The sequence below is a fragment of the Roseitalea sp. MMSF_3546 genome, from assembly GCF_030732865.1.
In the GTDB taxonomy this organism is placed as follows: Bacteria; Pseudomonadota; Alphaproteobacteria; order Rhizobiales; family Rhizobiaceae; genus Roseitalea.
On the sequence record NZ_JASHKB010000044.1, the window covers coordinates 1 to 16853 of the forward strand.

Sequence of the window (16853 nt, forward strand, 5' to 3'; positions counted from 1 at the left end):
CTGCGCCGACATCTCCCCCACAAGGGGGGAGAGGGGCGCCGAGTCCGCCGGCCAACCCTTCAGCGGATGGGCGCAGGTGATGCCCGCGAGTTCCCAGGCCGAGACGTCGGCCAAGCGGGTGTATTCGAGCTTGGCCTTGGCGAAGCTTTCTTCCGCCAGCGTATCGGCGAAGATCAGCTTCTCGCCGGGCTGCGGGCCGAATTCGTTCTCCGCGGCGGTGACTTCGTACAGACCGTAGCTGATGCGCGGCGAATAGCTGATCGCCCGGTTGCCGGGGATGGTCCAGGGCGTGGTTGTCCAGATGACGATGAAGGCATCGCTGAACGCCGCCGGCCCGTCCTTCACCGGAAACTTCACCCAGACCGTGTCGCTCTCGTAATCCTGATACTCGACCTCGGCCTCGGCGAGCGCGGTGCGCTCCACGACACTCCACATCACCGGCTTGGAGCCGCGATAGAGCTGTCCGCTCATGGCGAATTTCAGCAGTTCGCCGGCGATGCGCGCCTCGGCGTGGAAGTCCATCGTCGTATAGGGATTGTCGAAATCGCCCTCCACGCCCAGGCGCTTGAACTCCTCGGTCTGCACCTTGATCCAGTGGTCTGCGAAGTCGCGGCACTCCTGCCGGAACTCGTTGATCGGCACCTCGTCCTTGTTGCGGCCCTTCGCGCGGTACTGCTCCTCGATCTTCCATTCGATCGGCAGGCCGTGGCAGTCCCAGCCCGGCACGTAGTTGGAGTCGTATCCGCGCATCTGGAACGAGCGCGTGATCACGTCTTTCAGGATCTTGTTGAGCGCGTGGCCGATATGGATGTTGCCGTTGGCATAGGGCGGGCCGTCATGCAGCACGAATTTGGGCCGGCCGGCGGCGTCCTCGCGCAGCTTGCGGTAAAGGTCCATCTCCTCCCAGCGGGCGACGATTTCGGGCTCCTTCTTCGGCAGCCCGGCGCGCATGGGAAACTGCGTCTGCGGCAGATAGAGCGTCTTGGAGTAGTCGAGCGCTTCGACGGTGTCGTTGGCGCCTTGCATTGTCGTGTCGGTCATCGGTTTTCGCGTCTTGAACGGGTGCGGCGCCTCGGGCGCGGCAGGCGTGAAATCGGGGTGAAGGCGGGCGAACCCGCAAAAAGACCGTCCCGGCCCCGCAACGCTCGATCAGCGGCGGGCCGGGCCAGTAATTCGAATGATGGCGCGGGCGCAAAACTGCATGGCGTGCTTGTAACAATGACGCAGTGCAATGGAAAGGCGGAAATCACCACACCGCCCGGTCCAGCTTGTCGTAGACGATGCGACGCATGGCCCCGGTCACGGCGGCAGGCGCGATGCGGCCGGCCAGCGCCATCCAACGGGCGCGCGCGCCGGGCACGATGACCGCGCGCCCGCGTGCTGCCTCGGCCAGGATCAGTCTGGCGGCGACGTCGGGGGCCATGCGCTTTTCGGCGTCCGCGCCGGCGGGCGCGTGCCGGGCGGCGTGGTCGGTGCGCAGCGGTCCCGGAAACGCCGCCGACACCGTCACGCCGAGCGTGCGCGCGAACGGCTTGCGGATCGATCTGGCGTAGACGGCCAGCGCATCCTTGGCCGCCGCATAGCTGGCCGCACCCGGATAGCCGGTGAAATGGGACAGCGAGGAGACGAAGACCACCCGGCCCCCGCGCGAGAGCGCACCGGCCCGCGCCAATGCCGCGCACAGCACCATCGGCGCTTCGGCATTGACGGCCATCACCCGGGCATGCGCCTTCGCCGGGATGGCCTCGAACGGCCCGGTCGCCGAGATGCCGGCATTGAGCACCGTCTGGTCGAACGGGCCGTCTTCGATTAGGCGCGCAGCCAGGGCGTCGACACTGTCGCGGTCGGCCAGATCGCAGGCGATGTGGGCGAAAGGCGCCTCCGCGCCCGGATGATCGCGGTCGACGCCGGTGACGTCGTGTCCCTCGGCGGCGAGCCGCTCGGCGATCGCCCGGCCGAGCCCGGCGCTCGCGCCCGTCACCAGCGCCCGCGTCACAGCCGCCGGCTCCACAACGCGCCGCCGGCGACAAACCGGCCATGCGAGACGGTCACCGGCGAGCGGCGCGCGGCGATGGCGCCTTCGATCATGGCGGCGACCGGTCCGGCCGGCAGGAAGACGGCGCCCAGCCGACCCGGATCGTGACCGGCCTTGGCGTGCATTCCGGTGCGCGTCGGCCCCGGATGGATCACCTGTACGGCGACCGTGTCCCGCCATTCGCTGCGCAGCGCCCGCGCCAGGCCGTGCAGCCCGGCCTTGGACGCCGCATAGGCCGGAAACAGACCCTGGCCGCGCCGGGCGACCGAGCCGACGAGCGTCAGCGTGCCGCCGGCCCTTGCCAGCCAGGGATGCAGCGTGCGCGCCAGCATGACCGACGCGGTCAGGTTGACGTCGAGCGTGGCGCGGATCTGCCCGGCCGTCTCGATACCGCCGGGCACGGCAAAGCCCACTCCGGCATTGAGGATCGCATTGTCGAGCCGCACCCAGCCCGCTTTCAGGACCGCCTCGGCGACGGTGCGCACGGCCTCTTCGGGCGTGGTCAGCGGCGCATGCACGTAGCGGACGCCCTGGGGCAGCACGGCGGCGGCATCGTCCGGCGCGCGCCGGCCGGCGACGAGCAGATCGTGGCGCGGCGCGAGCCGCCGGACCAGCGCAAGGCCGATGCCGCTGGTGCCGCCGGTGATCAGGATCGCGCGGCGGCCGCCGGCCATCACGACATGCCGAAGGTCAGGCGCGCATCGAGCGCCGACAGCGGCGTCAGATCGGCCAGGATGGCGCGCGCCTGCGCCTCGTCGCGGCGCATCTGCGCGACCAGCGCGTCGAGCGTGTCGAACTTCTCCTCGCCGCGCAGGAAGGCGCAGACGCTCACCGTGCAGTCCTCGCCGTAAAGCGCGCCATCGAAATCGAACAGGAAGGTCTCGAAAAGCGGCGCGCCCTCCTCGGTGACCGTCGGCCGCCGGCCGTAACTGGCAACGCCCTCGTGGATGGTCCCGTCCGCGCGGAAGAAGCGCACCGCATAAATGCCGTGGGCGAGGGGGCTGTCCCCGGCAATCGCCATGTTGGCGGTGGGATAGCCGAGCGTCCGGCCGAGCCGCTCGCCACGCGCGACCCGCGCCTGGACGCGATAGCGGTAACCCAGAAGCGCGTTCGCGGCCTCGATCCCGCCGGCCGCCAGATAGTCGCGGATGCGGCTCGACGAGACGACCTCGGCACCATCGTCGCGCAGCGCGTCGACGAGCACCACGTCGAAGCCTCGCGTCCGCCCGGCCTCCATCAGGAAGGCCGGGCCGCCCTGCCGGTTCTTGCCGAAGTGAAAGTCGAAACCGGTCACCACGTGACGGGCGCCGAAGCCGTTCACGAGCACCGTGTCGATGAAGGCATCGGCGGTGTGCGCCGCGAATTCGAAGGTGAAGGGCATCTCGATGACGGCGTCGAAACCGAGCGCTTCAAGGATCTGTGCCTTCATCGGCGCCGGCGTGATGCGCGCGGGCGCATCGGCTGGCGTGAACACCGCCCGCGGGTGCGGCTCGAAGGTCAGCACCAGCGCCGGCATCCGGTCGCGCGTTGCCACCTGCCGCGCCGCTTCCAGCACCGCCTGATGGCCGCGATGCACGCCGTCGAAATTGCCGATGGCGACGCAGCCGCCGCGCAGATCGGCCGGGAGCGCATCGAGATCGGCGAGCCGTGCGATCATGACCGCCGGGCTCCGTCAGGCGAGCCGGGTCATCGTCGCCACCGGGCGGGCGCCGAAATCGGTCAGATAGGCGGCCAGGCGCTCCGGATCGGGGGCGCCGGGCGCGCCGTATTCGCGCGCATGGATGCCGTCGGAGACGAACAGCAGGTCGAGCCCGGCATCCATCGCCCCCTTGACGTCGGTCGTCATGCCGTCGCCCACCGCCAGAACGCGCGACCGGTCGATGGCGCTGCCGCGGGCCTGTTCGGCCAGTTCGAGCGCCTTGTCGTAGATCGGGCGATGCGGCTTGCCGGCGATCTGCGTACGTCCGCCGAGCTGCTGGTAGAGCCGCGCCAGCGCGCCCGCGCAATAGATCAGCTTGCCGCCGCGGTCGACGACGATGTCCGGATTGGCGCAGATCATCGACAAATCGCGTCCGCGCAGCCGCGCCAGAAGGTCTCCATAGTCGTCCGGCGTTTCGGTCTCGTCGTTATAAAGGCCGGTGCACACGAACGCCGATGCCTCGCGCTCCTCGGCCAGTTCGACATCGAGCCCCTCGAAGATGGACAGGTCGCGCTCGGTGCCGATGTGGAACAGCCGTCGCGGCGCCTGCGCGATCAGCGCGCGCGTGACATCGCCCGAGGTGACCACCGCATCGAAGGCGTCCTCCGGTACGCCCAGCCCGGCCAGTTGCCGACGCACGGGAAGGTGCGGCCGTGGCGCATTGGTCACCAGCACCACCTGCCGGCCGGCCCGTCGTGCCCGGCGCAGGGCGCCGAAGGCCTCCGGCCATGCGGTCACGCCATTGTGCAGCACGCCCCACACATCGCAGAGGATCGCGTCATAGTCGGCGATCAGGGCATCGAGGCTGTCAACGGTCGGAAAGGGCAAGACGGTCCCCGCAATGTGGTTAACGATCGGCAAAGCCGTGGCGCCAGCGGCCATTAACCCAAGCCATTCACCGTGTCACGACAATTGCCTTAACAGCGCCCCGCGCCCTGTGAGAACATGGTGACCGGATCGTTAACCGCCACCCCACGACACGCCGGCGAGCCATGCCGATACTGCGCCTGATTGCCGCCTTTTCGTTCGCCGCGCTGCTCGCTGCGGCCGGCTATCTGTGGCGCGCCGAATTGCAGGCGCTGTTCGGCGCGCAGCTCACACCGGTCACGGTGGCCAGTCTCGCCGCCGCGACCGTGCTTGCCCTTGCGGTGATCGCACTTGGCCGCGGCCTGCGGCGCCAACAGCGCGATCTGCGTGAGGCAAAGCGCATCGCCGCGCTCGGCATGCGCAGGGCGCCCCTGACGGCCAGGCCGCCGCCGCAGCGCGCCGAGGCGGCCGGAACCGGGCCGGCCAGTCCGGCCCTGCTGACACTGCTCGGGGTGATCGAGAATGCCGACAGCCGCCGCCGGGCAAGCAGCGCAGCGCCGCAGGACGAGCAGCCCGTGCAGCCCTCGCTCGCGCCGCAGCTATACTACCAGCCGATCGTGGCGTTGTCGGGCGGCACGCTCGTCGGATACGATGTCTATCGCAAGCTCGAGGCGCGCAACGCGCTGATCCATCCGCGCTTTGTCCAGCGCGCCCTTGCCGGCGACAAGGCCGCGCGCGCCGCCTTCGAGAGCCACCTGGTCGAAACGGCGCTGGCCGCCTCGCGCCAGGTGTTCAGCGAGGCGGCGAGCGCTGCCGGCGACGCATTTCCCGAACAGGCGCACATGCTGCACGTCCACGTCACCGAGGCGCTGCTCGACGATCGCGCTCGCTGGGACAAGCTGGCGATGCTGCTGTCGGCCCATCGCGGCCTGAGCCGGCAGATCGTCATCTGCATCGCCGACGGTGCGCTTGCGCGTCCCCGCCGCGAACGACTTGAGGCGATCGATCGCATGCTCGATGCCGATGGCGGCATCGGTGTCGCCGGGCTCGATTTCGCCCCGCGCGAATTGCCGGACTATGTCGTGCGCGCCCTGCAGGTGGCGATGTTCGACTTCCCGGCGCTCTCCGACGCCGATACCGGGGCGGCGGCGCGTCAGCTTTCATGCCTCGACCGGCTTTGCGCGGTCGGCGTGACCGGCTGCGCGCGCGATCTGGCCGCCGAGGCCGACATCGTCGATGCCATCCAGGTCGGTGCGACGATCGGCAGCGGTCCGGTCTTTGCCGAGCCGATGCGCCTGCGCGACGAGCCGCGGCTGGCGCAGCCGGCGCAGTGATCCGGGCCAGGCTGGGGTCAACTCGTGCACTTGCTGTCGAACAGGTCGCCGGGCGCCTCGATCAGCGGCACATTGGGGACGTAGCGGACCGGGAAATACCGGTCGATGTCGATCCGGCGTTGCACATTGCCGTTTTCTGGATCCATTTCGAAGATGCCCAGATAGTTCAGTGCCGGCCGGACGACGATGTTGCCCTCGACCATGACGAACCGCAGATCCTCGATCTGCAGCGAATCGGGAATGTTGCGCAGGTTGCCGGACTGCGCATTGCCGCCATTGCGGCGGTATTCCCATTCCACGCGGCCGCGGATCTTGCCGTTGGGCTGCTCTTCGGCCTTCATCATGCGGATGATGAAGCGGAAGTCCCGGGCGCCGTTCTCGTTGAAGTGATCGCCCGAGCCGCGCGTGCGCCGCGCCCAGTTGCCCGCCGCGTAGGACTCGTAGACCAGATTGGAGATCAGGTCGAGCCGATCGCAGGTCAGCGAATGATACTGCGTCGAGACGATGTCGCCGAGCGAATACAGATTGCTCACGCTGCGATTGTACTGGGTGTAGACGTTCCCCGCGTCCCAGGTCAGAAACGCCATGGACGCGAAGATCGGCAGGATGAACGCCATCTCGACGGCGATCGCCGCGCGCGCATTGTCGCGAAACCGCGCGATCCGCGCGCGCAGCGCACGGACCTGCCGATGCGCGCGATGCCGGCGGCGGGCCATCAGTAGGGCTCCGTCATGAAGGTGAGCCCGGCCGTCAGCGTGTCGACCGCATCGCCGAAGACAAGGTCCGAGAACACGATGTCGGGCAGGTCGAAACTGACCTGCACACGCATCAGCGTCTCCGAGGCGCCGACCGACAATTCGCCGGCATCTTCCGAGTTCCACACGCTGTTGGCGTTCATGTCGTAGCGCTCCACCGAGATCGTCACCCGCTCCTGGCAGTTGGGCAGCGCCACGCGATTGCAGATTTCGCGGCGGTACCATTCGTCCGCGGTCAGTTCATCGGCGGTCATCGTGCTGAAGACGTGGCCGGTCCGGATGTCGTAGATGGTCTTCTCGACGGCGCGCTGGCTCGCCGAGGACATGTAGACGACATACGAGACCTCGAAGATCCCGATCATCAGCATGAAGAATGCCGGGGCCAGCAGCGCGAATTCGATCGCCGCCACGCCCTCGCGTTCGCCAAGGATGAATGATCTCAAACGCCTCGCCATAGGCCAGTTCCACCTGCTCGGGCGCCGATACTAGGCGGAAAACCGTTTCCTTTCCGTTTGTGCGGATCGGTCAAATTTTAGCGACCGGTTAAACGGGAATTCACGCGATCGGGGTTATCACTGACAATCGATCAATGCCCGGTTGTTCCGGGAGATTGGGGCGGACGACGATGAAGAAGCTCTTCGCACGGTTCCTCGCCGATCGGCGTGGCGGCGCCTACATCATGGCGGCCTTCGCCGTCGTGCCGATGTTCGGCATGGTGTCTCTGGCGGTGGATTACACCAACTACACACGCAACGAATCGGTGGTCGATACCGCTGCGCAGTCGGTCGCGCTGCATATCGCCAAGCGGATCGCGCTCAACCCGAACCTGAAGGCCGAGGATCTGGTCGAGGAGGGCAAGAGCCTGCTCGGCGCGATGACGCCGGGCCTCGACATCATCTACGACACCTTTCACGTCGATCCGGCGACCGGCCTCGTCCAGATCGAGACGGCGATCGAGTTCGACACCTATTTCATGCAGCTCTTCGGCCACGAGACGCTGATCGCGCGCACCGAAACCCAGGCCCAGTTCGGCCGCCGCAATGTCGAGGTCGCCATTGCCATGGACAATTCGGGCTCGATGTCCCAGTGGGCGGGCAGCAAGCGCAAGATCGATGCGGCCAAGGACGCCGCCGAGATTCTCATCGATTCGGCGAGCGCTTCACTGTCGGGATTCGAGAACGCCGATCTGAAGTTCTCGGTCATTCCCTGGCACACCAACGTCTCCGTGCCCGAGTCGGCGCGCACCGACGCGTTCGGCAACGACGCCTGGTGGATCGACTGGGAGGGCCGGTCGACCGGTCACTTCACCTACCTTGCGCCCTATCTCGACGATGGCGGGGCCAGCGACGGTGACATGTATTTCCGCATGCCCGACGCCTGGGGCAACATGGACGACGAGTGGGATCACTACGACCCCGCCAGGCTCGTCGACCATCTGCCGCTCGAGCCGGACGGCAACGGTGTCGATATCGATGCGCTCAGGGCATTGCCGGACATCGGCATCGTCACGCGCAAGGATGTGTTCGATCTGTTTCACAATGTCGAGTGGAACGGGTGCTTCGAGCACCGGCACGGCAAGTATCGCTACTCTTTCGAACCGCCCAACAACGAAGACGGCGATTCGCTGTTCGTGCCGCACATGGCGCCCGACGAGGCTGACTGGTGGGGCAGCCGCAACAGCTACGTCTACGATCTGGGCGGCGAGACCGACTACCCCTACAACGCGTTCGAATATGGCGATTGGCAGGTGCGTTCGCGGGCCCGCGTGGCGAACACGCCCAAATACGTCATCTCCAAGACCTGGATGGATGGCGACTATGACGACAACTGGTCAACCGAGGGCCCGAACGGCAAGTGCAACACGTCGCCGCTGATCCCGCTGACCGACGACCGCGACGACATCCTCGATGCGATCGACGACATGCAGGCCAACGGCAACACCGACCTGACGATCGGGCTCGAATGGGCCATGCACACGCTGACGCCGTGGGAGCCGTTGGCCCAGGGCGGCGATTTCGCCGAGACCCAGAAGATCCTGGTGTTCATGACCGACGGCGACAACTTCCCGCGCAATCCGGGCCACTACGCGACCAGCTATACCAGCTTCCAGTATCCCAAGGATGACCTGCTCGATCTGGGTTTGCCCAACCAGCCCAGCCAGTCGCAGGGCACGCAGATGTTCGACGGCGCCTCCAAGAAGTACTGCACCGAGATCAAGAACATGGGTGTGCGCATCTATTTCGTCTATTTCGGCAATCCGAGCAGTGCCGCCACGGAAATCATGAACCATTGCGCGTCGTCCCCGGCGACCGCCATCGCCGCGTCCGATGCCGACGAACTCGAAGAGGCGTTCGAAATGATCGGCAACGACATTGGCAAGCTGCGCCTGTCCCATTACACCCCGCTCGAGGACGGCTGATCCTCGCCCGGCCGCGGCGCCCGCAAGACGGTGCCGCCGGGCCGGCACTGCCCGTCGCGGCCGGACGCATTTTTTGCCCGCCGCGGTTCTTGACTCCCGATCGGGCCATCCCTAGATGAGCGCCGCTAGCACTCACCAGCATTGAGTGCTAGCGGCGCCGTCGGCGCCGATACACAACGTTATCAAGGGCAAAGAATATGGCAGAGATGAACTTTCGTCCGCTGCACGACCGCGTGGTCGTTCGCCGCGTCGAGTCCGAGGAAAAGACGGCCGGCGGCATCATCATTCCCGATACCGCCAAGGAAAAGCCGCAGGAAGGCGAAGTCGTCGCCGTCGGGCCGGGCGGTCGCGATGACGACGGCGATCTGATCCCCATGGACGTCAAGGCCGGCGACCGCGTGCTGTTCGGCAAATGGTCCGGCACCGAGGTCAAGCTCAACGGCGAAGACGTGCTGATCATGAAGGAAAGCGACATCATGGGCGTGCTCAACTGAGCAGGCCGCGTCGCCACCCGCAAATGCAATCGTGAAAGGGCCCGTCGGCCCGGGAGATGAGGAAACATGTCCGCTAAAGAAGTCAAGTTCGGCCGTAACGCCCGCGAGCGCATGCTCGATGGCGTCAATACGCTCGCCGATGCCGTCAAGGTCACCCTCGGCCCCAAGGGCCGCAACGTCGTTCTCGACAAGTCCTTCGGCGCGCCGCGCATCACCAAGGACGGCGTGACCGTCGCCAAGGAAATCGAACTGGAAGGCAAGTTCGAGAACATGGGCGCGCAGATGCTGCGCGAGGTCGCCTCCAAGACCAACGACATCGCCGGTGACGGCACAACCACCGCCACGGTTCTGGCCCAGTCCATCGTCCAGGAAGGCCACAAGTCGGTCGCCGCCGGCATGAACCCGATGGATCTCAAGCGCGGCATCGATCTGGCCGTCGGCGAGGTCGTCGAAAAGCTGCTGACCAGCGCCACCAAGATCAACACCTCCGACGAAGTCGCCCAGGTCGGCACCATTTCGGCAAATGGCGAAAAGGAAGTCGGCGCGATGATCGCCGAAGCCATGCAGAAGGTCGGCAATGAGGGCGTGATCACGGTCGAGGAAGCCAAGACCGGCGAGACCGAACTCGAGGTCGTCGAAGGCATGCAGTTCGACCGCGGCTACCTGTCGCCCTATTTCGTCACCAACGCCGAGAAGATGGTGGCCGAACTCGAGGATCCCTACATCCTCATCCACGAAAAGAAACTCTCCAACCTGCAGGCCATGCTGCCGATCCTTGAATCGGTCGTGCAGTCCTCGCGTCCGCTGCTGATCATCGCCGAGGACGTCGAAGGCGAAGCCCTTGCCACGCTGGTCGTCAACAAGCTGCGCGGCGGCCTGAAGATCGCCGCCGTCAAGGCGCCGGGCTTCGGCGACCGCCGCAAGGCCATGCTCGAGGACATCGCCATCCTGACCGGCGGTCAGGTGATCTCCGAGGATCTGGGCATCAAGCTCGAGAACGTCACCCTCGACATGCTGGGCACCGCCAAGAAGGTCTCGATCACCAAGGAAGAGACCACGATCGTCGATGGTGCCGGTCAGAAGACCGACATTGACGGCCGCATTGCGCAGATCAAGCAGCAGATCGAGGAAACCACCTCCGACTATGACCGCGAGAAGCTGCAGGAGCGCCTTGCCAAGCTCGCCGGCGGCGTTGCCGTCATCCGCGTCGGCGGTGCCACCGAGGTCGAGGTCAAGGAGAAGAAGGACCGTGTCGACGATGCGCTGAACGCGACCCGCGCAGCCGTCGAGGAAGGCATCGTTCCGGGCGGCGGCGTGGCCCTGCTGCGCGCGTCCAAGAAGATCACGGTCACCGGCGAGAACCCCGATCAGGAGGCCGGCATCGCGATCGTGCGTCGCGCCCTGCAGGCCCCGGCACGCCAGATCGTCACCAATGCTGGCGACGAGGCTTCGATCGTGGCCGGCAAGATCCTGGAAAACGACAGCGACAATTACGGCTACAACGCCCAGACCGGCGAATATGGCGACATGACGGCCATGGGCATTGTCGACCCGGTCAAGGTCGTGCGCACCGCGCTTGAAGATGCGGCTTCCGTCGCCGGCCTGCTGATCACAACCGAAGCCATGGTCGCCGAAGCGCCCAAGAAGGAGAGCGCCCCCGCACCGGCAGGTGGCGGCATGCCCGATATGGGCGGCATGGGCATGATGTAAGCCACGCGGCTTCATCGACATCTTTGTCAAAGGCGGGGAGCGATCCCCGCCTTTTTTCATGCCGCCCATTTTCTCGTGGCGGTGGCGCGCAAGCGCGCGACCGCTGGCGGCATGGGCATGATGTAACCATGCCCGAAACCGCCGCCCATGAATCCTGAATGCCCGGCCCCTTGGTCGGGCCGGGAGGGCGGCATGGGCATGATGCAGGCGCTGCCTGCGCTGACGTTACCGGGGCCGGCGGAACGATCCGCCGGCCTCTTTTCTTTGGCCTTCACGAAAGCGGGACGGAACGCCGGTCCGCATCGTGCCATTGTCCGACCATGAAGTATATGGGGACGAACCGGCTGACCCTGGCTTGCGGGGTGATCGGGCTCGCCGGCTGCGTTGCCGTCGTGCTGGGCGATATCGTCGCCGCGCTCTGGGTGCGGGACGTCGGCATGGTTGCCGACACGATCAGCAATCTGGCCGCCGGCCGCAACGCCTGGCTGATGGATACGGGCCTGGTGCTGCTCAGCGTGGGCATGATCGCGGTTGCGGGCGGCCTGCTACAGATCCGTCTGGACGGCTGGCGCTGGACGCTGGCTGCGCTGATCCTGGGCTTCATGGCCGTCATCGTGCTGGGCATCGCGCTGTACGACGAACATGGCGACGGAGACGGGGCGGGCGGCGACACCGTGCACATCCGGCTGGTCTACGCCCTCGGTCTTTCCTTCACCTTCGTGCCGCTGTTGACGGCCCGTGGCCTGAAAGCCGTCGACCCTCGCCTCGAAATCGCATCCTATGCGATTGCCGCGGTCTGGTTCGTTCTGGGCCCGTTCCTGTTTGCCGTCCCCACCGGCTGGGACGGCCTATACGAACGCCTGGTCGCGGCGGTGCTGACGGTCTGGCTGGCCGGCGCCTCCTGGTTCCTCGTCAAGCGCTCTGCAACTGATCGAAGTCAATGACTTAGCGGGCGCGCCATGCCAGTGTGAGGCGTCCGATTCGGGGAAGAAGCCATGTTCAAGACCATCCTTGCCGCCTATGACGGCTCCGAACACGCCCGCAAGGCCATCGAGGTGGCCTGCGACATCGCCAGCACCTACAAGGCCAGTCTGCACATCCTCCACACGCCGCAACTGCCCGGCGAAACAATGATGGTGGGCTATTCCGCCGTGCCGCTGCCGCCAAGCGCCGAGGAACTGGAAAAGGCGGGCAACGAGGCGATCGAGCAGGCCAGGGGCATTGCTGCCCAGCACGGCGTCGACCAGCCCGAGACCATGGTGCGCCAGGGCGATCCGGGCCGCAACATCGTCGAATACGCCAATGAGAACGATGTCGACCTGATCGTCATGGGCCGGCGCGGCCTTGGCCAGTTCGGCACGCTGCTCGTCGGCAGCGTCACCCACAAGGTCTCCCAACTGGCCGATTGCGCCGTTCTGACGGTGAAGTAGCGCCGGGCCGAATATCGCCGCCCATATTGGCACCGCCGCGCCGCGATGCCATATCCGGGTGATGAGCCAGTCCCCGACCCGCACCGAAACCGACACGATGGGCTCGCTTGCGGTGCCCGCCGACCGCTACTGGGGCGCCCAGACCCAGCGCTCGATCGGCAATTTTCCGATCGGCGAGGAGCGCATGCCCGTCTCGCTTGTCCGTGCCCTCGGCCTGATCAAGAAGGCCGCCGCCGAGACCAACGCGGCGCTCGGCGTCCTCGATGCGGGGATCGCCGGCGCGATTGCGCGCGCGGGCACCGAGGTGGCCAATGGCGAACTGGACGGCCATTTCCCGCTGGTGGTCTGGCAGACCGGTTCGGGCACCCAGACCAACATGAACGCCAACGAGGTGATCGCCAACCGCGCCATCGAGATGCTCGGCGGCACGATGGGTTCCAAGGACCCGGTCCATCCCAACGACCACGTCAATGCGAGCCAGTCCTCCAACGACACCTTTCCCACGGCGATGCACATCGCCGCCGCGCTCGACACCCATGACCGGCTGCTGCCCGCCCTCGACCGCATGATCGCCGTGCTGCACGAAAAGGCGGCGGCCTTCGCCGACATCGTCAAGATCGGCCGCACCCACACCCAGGACGCCACGCCCCTGACGCTCGGCCAGGAGTTTTCCGGCTACGCCGCCGCGCTGGAGCTGTCGCGCACGCGCATCGACCATGATCTGGTCAATGTCTACGCGCTCGCCCAGGGCGGCACGGCGGTCGGCACCGGCCTGAACGCGCCCGAGGGCTTTGCCACCGGGTTCGCCGCGCGCATCGCCGAGGCGACGGGCCTGCCCTTCAAGACCGCCTCCAACAAGTTCGCCGCCCTCGCCAGCCACGCCGCGCTGACCGATTTCCACGGCTCCCTGAACGCGCTCGCCGCCGACCTGTTCAAGATCGCCAACGACATCCGCTTTCTCGGCTCGGGTCCGCGCTCGGGGCTTGGCGAACTGATCCTGCCGGCCAACGAGCCCGGCTCGTCGATCATGCCCGGCAAGGTCAACCCGACCCAGGCCGAGGCGCTGTCCATGGTCGCGACCCAGATCATGGGCAATCACACCACCATCACCATGGCCGCCGCGCAGGGCCATTTCGAACTCAACGTCTTCAAGCCGGTGATCGCGCTCAACGTGCTGCAGTCGATCCGGCTCGCCGCCGACGCGGTCGCCTCCTTCACCGAACGCTGCCTTGTCGGCATCGAGCCCGACCGCGCGCGCATCGCCGAACTGGTCGAGCGCTCGCTCATGCTGGTCACCGCGCTGACCCCGCATATCGGTTATGACAAGTCCGCCGCGATCGCCAAGGCGGCCCACGAAAACGGCACGACGCTGCGCCAGGAGGCCGTCGGCGGCGGTTACGTGTCGGCCGAGGATTTCGACCGCATCGTCCGGCCCGAAGCCATGGTTGGCGGCGCAACCTGACGCCCGCACAAAGGCTCGACAAAATCGCCGCGCCCGGTGATCCATGGCCGCCGGAGCCCGTAGAAGGAACAACCGGCCCGCGATCTCCCGATCGATCGCCGGCCGGCACTTCGGACGCTTCCCGATCGCAACCGAAGTCGATTTTCTGCCGCGCGTTTCCGACCCCCTCGGAGCGCGCGGTTTTTTTCACCCTTCGCAAAGCGCGCCGACCAGCGCGCCGATCACCGGCGGGACATCGCCCTTGCGCGTGAACAGGCAGGCCTGCGAGCGAAGGATCACCCCGTCGTCGAGCACCTTGAGGCGATTGGCGCGCAGCGTCGAGCCGGTCGAGGTGATGTCGACGATGATGTCGGCCTGGCCGGCCGCCGGCGCGCCTTCGGTCGCGCCCAGGCTCTCGATGATCCGGTAGAGCTGGATGCCGTGCTCCTGGGAGAAATGGCGCTGGGTCAGCCGCCAGTACTTGGTCGCGATTCGCAGGCGTCGGCCATGCCGGCCGCGGAAGCCGGCCGCCACCTCGCCCAGATCGGCCATGGTATCGACATCGTGCCAGGCTTCGGGCACGGCGACGACCACATCGGCGTGGCCGAAACCGAGCTGAGCGGCGCGCACCAGCCGCCTCTCGCTGTCGGCCAGCCCCTCGCGCACCAGGTCCTCGCCCGTCACGCCGGCGGCGATCGTGCCCGCGCCCAGTTCGCGCGCGATCTCCGAGGCTGACAGGAAGGCCACCTCGATGTCGTCGCGCCCGGCCACGCGCGCCTTGTAGGCGCGGCTGTCGGCCGGCGGCACGACATCGAACCCGGCCCCGGCGAGCACCGCCAGCGCCTCCTCCTTGAGCCGGCCCTTGGAGGGCAGGGCGAGCGTTGCCGTCATGGCGTCTCTCCGCTCGCCCGTGCCACCCGGTCGAGCCAGATCGAAAAGCCGACGCCGGGAATCGGTGCCGGCGCGCCAAGCAGCGTCAGCAGCCGGTCGTAACGGCCGCCGCCGGCGAGCACCTCGTCATCGGCCCCGCGCATCTCGAACACCAGACCGGTATAGTAGTCGAGCCGCCGGCCGAAGCTCGCCCGGTATTCGACCGTGGGCGGCAGCGCGCCCGCATCGGCGATCGCCGCCGCGCGGGCGGCAAAGGCCTCCACCGCCTCGCCGATCCCAAGGCCCGTGCGGCGCTGCATCGCGCCGAGCGCATCGGCCGCCTCGCCGAGCGGCACGCGGATGGCAAGAAAGGCGCGCAGCATGTCCAGCCCGGCCGGATCGGGCGTCATCCGCGCGCTTTGCACCTTGGCGAGCAGCCGTTCGGCGATCTCGGCGGCGCCACGCCCGCCGGCCCCGCCAAGTCCGGAAGCGTCGAGATCGGCCTGGATGGCGTCTTCCAGCGCCCGTGCATCACCGGCCAGGGCGGGAGCGGCGATCGGGGCGGGCAAGTCCGGCATCGGCGCGGGATGCGCCAGCCGCTCGAGCGTCGCCTCCAGCGCGGCATCGCTGCCAAAGGCGTGCGCCAGCCGCAGCCGCCAGCCCGCCGGCAGGCCGAGCGCGGCGAGCACGGCGTCGAACACCGTCTGGTCGCCGACGACCAGGCGCAGCCGTTCGGCCGGCACCCCGAGCCGGGCGAGCATCGTCCCCGCATCGCCGATCGAGCGCGCATCGGCCGCCATGCGGTCGGTCTCGCCGATATCCTCGATGCCCGCCTGCAGGAATTCGCTCGGCCCGGCCCGGCGCTGGCGGAACACGGTGCCGACATAGCCGTGCCGCGCCGGCTCGCCATTGCGGGCCAGATGGGCAAGACATACGGGGATGGTGAATTCCGGCCGCAGGCACAGCACGCCGCCGGTTTCGCTTTGGGTGACGAAGATGCGCCGGCGCAGCTCCTCGCCCGCCGTGTCCAGGAACGGATCGGCCGGCTGCAGCACCGGCACGTCGATGCGCTGCGCGCCGCGCTCGGCGATGATCGCCTCGATATCGGCCCTTGCGGCGAATGAGCGGTGCGCGGTCATGGGGCGACTGCCGTGGTCGGCATAACCGTGTCGCAATACCCCCACCCTTCATTCCTCCCCTCAAGGGGGAGGGAGGACAAAGACACCTCGCGCAATTGATCAACGGCTGTGCCGGGCTCGACCTTCAGCAGATCGGGGTGCGATGCCAAGGTCCTCCCTCCCCCTTGAGGGGAGGGATGAAGGGTGGGGGTGAAAATTCGTCCCATCACGTTACGCCCAAACCGCGCAGTATGGTCTCGATGCAGCCATCGAGGTTTTCGTCGAGTTCGCCGGTTTTGATCCGGTGCACGCGATAGCCCAGATCGGCGAGTTTTGCATCCCGCCGCGCATCGCGCGCCATGCCATCGGCGGTGACATGGTGTTCGCCATCGAGTTCGATGACGAGGCGGTGTGATTGAACGACGAAGTCGACAATGAACGGGCCGATCGGTGCCTGTCGGCGGACGTGGACATTGTAATTGCTGCGGAACTGTCTCAGCTCAGACCATAGACGCCGTTCACCCTCGGTCATGGCACGGCGGAGCGTCCGGGCGCGCTTGATCGCAGAGCGTTCGACGCGCGTCGGAGACATTGCTACCCCCACCCTTCATCCCTCCCCTCAAGGGGGAGGGAGGACACGCGCACGGTCGCAGGGTTGGCAATGTCTGTGCCTGGCGCCGTGTTCACAGGTGCGGACGCGGCTGCCGAGGTCTTCCCTCCCCCTTGAGGGGAGGGGTGAGG

General features: G+C 67.1%; 17 protein-coding genes. 7 read left to right on the plus strand and 10 right to left on the minus strand.

Going from position 1 to position 16853, the window contains the following annotated elements:
* From RBB34_RS19155 to RBB34_RS19175, 5 genes are all read right to left on the minus strand, one after another.
* On the minus strand, positions 1-1041 hold a 1041-nt coding region (locus tag RBB34_RS19155; RefSeq protein WP_306120845.1), incomplete at its 3' end, for a class I tRNA ligase family protein.
* A 205-nt stretch (positions 1042-1246) separates the two neighbouring features.
* Positions 1247-1996 carry an SDR family NAD(P)-dependent oxidoreductase gene (locus tag RBB34_RS19160; protein WP_306120846.1) on the minus strand — a complete coding sequence of 250 codons (750 nt, stop codon included), beginning with the start codon at positions 1994-1996 and terminating at the stop codon, positions 1247-1249.
* Positions 1993-2709 (minus strand): SDR family NAD(P)-dependent oxidoreductase, encoded by a 717-nt coding sequence (locus RBB34_RS19165; protein WP_306120847.1) that lies wholly within the window; start codon positions 2707-2709, stop codon positions 1993-1995. Before RBB34_RS19165 ends, RBB34_RS19160 begins: the two co-directional genes overlap by 4 nt.
* Positions 2709-3692: a bifunctional riboflavin kinase/FAD synthetase gene (locus tag RBB34_RS19170; protein ID WP_306120848.1), complete on the minus strand. Its 984-nt coding sequence runs from the start codon at positions 3690-3692 to the stop codon at positions 2709-2711. Before RBB34_RS19170 ends, RBB34_RS19165 begins: the two co-directional genes overlap by 1 nt.
* Before the next feature lie 15 nt (positions 3693-3707).
* Entirely contained in the window at positions 3708-4562 is an 855-nt protein-coding gene (locus tag RBB34_RS19175; RefSeq protein WP_306120849.1) for a TIGR01459 family HAD-type hydrolase, read from the minus strand.
* A gap of 164 nt (positions 4563-4726) precedes the next feature.
* On the opposite strand from RBB34_RS19175, the gene RBB34_RS19180 reads away from it, so the two are divergent.
* Positions 4727-5875 (plus strand): hypothetical protein, encoded by a 1149-nt coding sequence (locus tag RBB34_RS19180; RefSeq protein ID WP_306120850.1) that lies wholly within the window; start codon positions 4727-4729, stop codon positions 5873-5875.
* A 17-nt stretch (positions 5876-5892) separates the two neighbouring features.
* Here RBB34_RS19180 and RBB34_RS19185 read toward each other — a convergent pair whose 3' ends face one another.
* The gene (locus RBB34_RS19185; RefSeq protein ID WP_306120851.1) at positions 5893-6591 is read right to left on the minus strand and encodes a hypothetical protein; all 699 of its coding nucleotides are present in this window, start codon (positions 6589-6591) and stop codon (positions 5893-5895) included.
* Positions 6591-7073 carry a TadE/TadG family type IV pilus assembly protein gene (locus RBB34_RS19190; RefSeq protein ID WP_306120852.1) on the minus strand — a complete coding sequence of 161 codons (483 nt, stop codon included), beginning with the start codon at positions 7071-7073 and terminating at the stop codon, positions 6591-6593. The genes RBB34_RS19185 and RBB34_RS19190 overlap by 1 nt, the downstream gene beginning before the upstream one ends.
* Before the next feature lie 182 nt (positions 7074-7255).
* Here RBB34_RS19190 and RBB34_RS19195 point away from each other — a divergent pair, with 182 nt between their 5' ends.
* From RBB34_RS19195 to fumC, 6 genes are all read left to right on the plus strand, one after another.
* Positions 7256-9049 carry a hypothetical protein gene (locus RBB34_RS19195; protein ID WP_306120853.1) on the plus strand — a complete coding sequence of 598 codons (1794 nt, stop codon included), beginning with the start codon at positions 7256-7258 and terminating at the stop codon, positions 9047-9049.
* 197 nt (positions 9050-9246) lie between these two features.
* Entirely contained in the window at positions 9247-9543 is a 297-nt protein-coding gene (gene groES, locus RBB34_RS19200; protein ID WP_306120854.1) for a co-chaperone GroES, read from the plus strand.
* A gap of 66 nt (positions 9544-9609) precedes the next feature.
* Positions 9610-11253: a chaperonin GroEL gene (gene groL, locus RBB34_RS19205; RefSeq protein WP_306120855.1), complete on the plus strand. Its 1644-nt coding sequence runs from the start codon at positions 9610-9612 to the stop codon at positions 11251-11253.
* Positions 11254-11573: 320 nt separating this feature from the next.
* A complete protein-coding gene (locus RBB34_RS19210) occupies positions 11574-12197 on the plus strand; it encodes a DUF998 domain-containing protein (protein ID WP_306120856.1) in 624 nt (207 codons plus the stop codon).
* A gap of 51 nt (positions 12198-12248) precedes the next feature.
* Positions 12249-12683, plus strand: a complete 435-nt coding sequence (locus tag RBB34_RS19215; protein WP_306120857.1) for a universal stress protein — start codon at positions 12249-12251, stop codon at positions 12681-12683.
* Positions 12684-12744: 61 nt separating this feature from the next.
* Complete coding sequence (gene fumC, locus RBB34_RS19220) at positions 12745-14145, plus strand: class II fumarate hydratase (protein ID WP_306120858.1); 1401 nt, start codon at positions 12745-12747, stop codon at positions 14143-14145.
* 186 nt (positions 14146-14331) lie between these two features.
* Here fumC and hisG read toward each other — a convergent pair whose 3' ends face one another.
* The 3 genes from hisG to RBB34_RS19235 form a co-directional block, all read right to left on the minus strand.
* Positions 14332-15015: an ATP phosphoribosyltransferase gene (gene hisG, locus RBB34_RS19225; RefSeq protein ID WP_306120859.1), complete on the minus strand. Its 684-nt coding sequence runs from the start codon at positions 15013-15015 to the stop codon at positions 14332-14334.
* Positions 15012-16133: an ATP phosphoribosyltransferase regulatory subunit gene (locus RBB34_RS19230; RefSeq protein WP_306120860.1), complete on the minus strand. Its 1122-nt coding sequence runs from the start codon at positions 16131-16133 to the stop codon at positions 15012-15014. Before RBB34_RS19230 ends, hisG begins: the two co-directional genes overlap by 4 nt.
* 205 nt (positions 16134-16338) lie before the next feature.
* Entirely contained in the window at positions 16339-16704 is a 366-nt protein-coding gene (locus tag RBB34_RS19235; RefSeq protein WP_306120861.1) for an endonuclease domain-containing protein, read from the minus strand.
* Positions 16705-16853 lie beyond the last annotated feature (149 nt).

What these genes read in the sequence shown, in the direction of transcription:
- RBB34_RS19185 (WP_306120851.1), bottom strand. Translation starts at nt 6,591, where the DNA reads ATGGCCCGCCGCCGGCATCGCGCGCATCGGCAGGTCCGTGCGCTGCGC.
- RBB34_RS19195 (WP_306120853.1), top strand. Translation starts at nt 7,256, where the DNA reads ATGAAGAAGCTCTTCGCACGGTTCCTCGCCGATCGGCGTGGCGGCGCC.
- RBB34_RS19215 (WP_306120857.1), top strand. Translation starts at nt 12,249, where the DNA reads ATGTTCAAGACCATCCTTGCCGCCTATGACGGCTCCGAACACGCCCGC.
- groES (WP_306120854.1), top strand. Translation starts at nt 9,247, where the DNA reads ATGGCAGAGATGAACTTTCGTCCGCTGCACGACCGCGTGGTCGTTCGC.
- RBB34_RS19210 (WP_306120856.1), top strand. Translation starts at nt 11,574, where the DNA reads ATGAAGTATATGGGGACGAACCGGCTGACCCTGGCTTGCGGGGTGATC.
- RBB34_RS19230 (WP_306120860.1), bottom strand. Translation starts at nt 16,133, where the DNA reads ATGACCGCGCACCGCTCATTCGCCGCAAGGGCCGATATCGAGGCGATC.
- hisG (WP_306120859.1), bottom strand. Translation starts at nt 15,015, where the DNA reads ATGACGGCAACGCTCGCCCTGCCCTCCAAGGGCCGGCTCAAGGAGGAG.
- RBB34_RS19170 (WP_306120848.1), bottom strand. Translation starts at nt 3,692, where the DNA reads ATGATCGCACGGCTCGCCGATCTCGATGCGCTCCCGGCCGATCTGCGC.
- fumC (WP_306120858.1), top strand. Translation starts at nt 12,745, where the DNA reads ATGAGCCAGTCCCCGACCCGCACCGAAACCGACACGATGGGCTCGCTT.
- groL (WP_306120855.1), top strand. Translation starts at nt 9,610, where the DNA reads ATGTCCGCTAAAGAAGTCAAGTTCGGCCGTAACGCCCGCGAGCGCATG.
- RBB34_RS19235 (WP_306120861.1), bottom strand. Translation starts at nt 16,704, where the DNA reads ATGTCTCCGACGCGCGTCGAACGCTCTGCGATCAAGCGCGCCCGGACG.
- RBB34_RS19180 (WP_306120850.1), top strand. Translation starts at nt 4,727, where the DNA reads ATGCCGATACTGCGCCTGATTGCCGCCTTTTCGTTCGCCGCGCTGCTC.
- RBB34_RS19165 (WP_306120847.1), bottom strand. Translation starts at nt 2,709, where the DNA reads ATGGCCGGCGGCCGCCGCGCGATCCTGATCACCGGCGGCACCAGCGGC.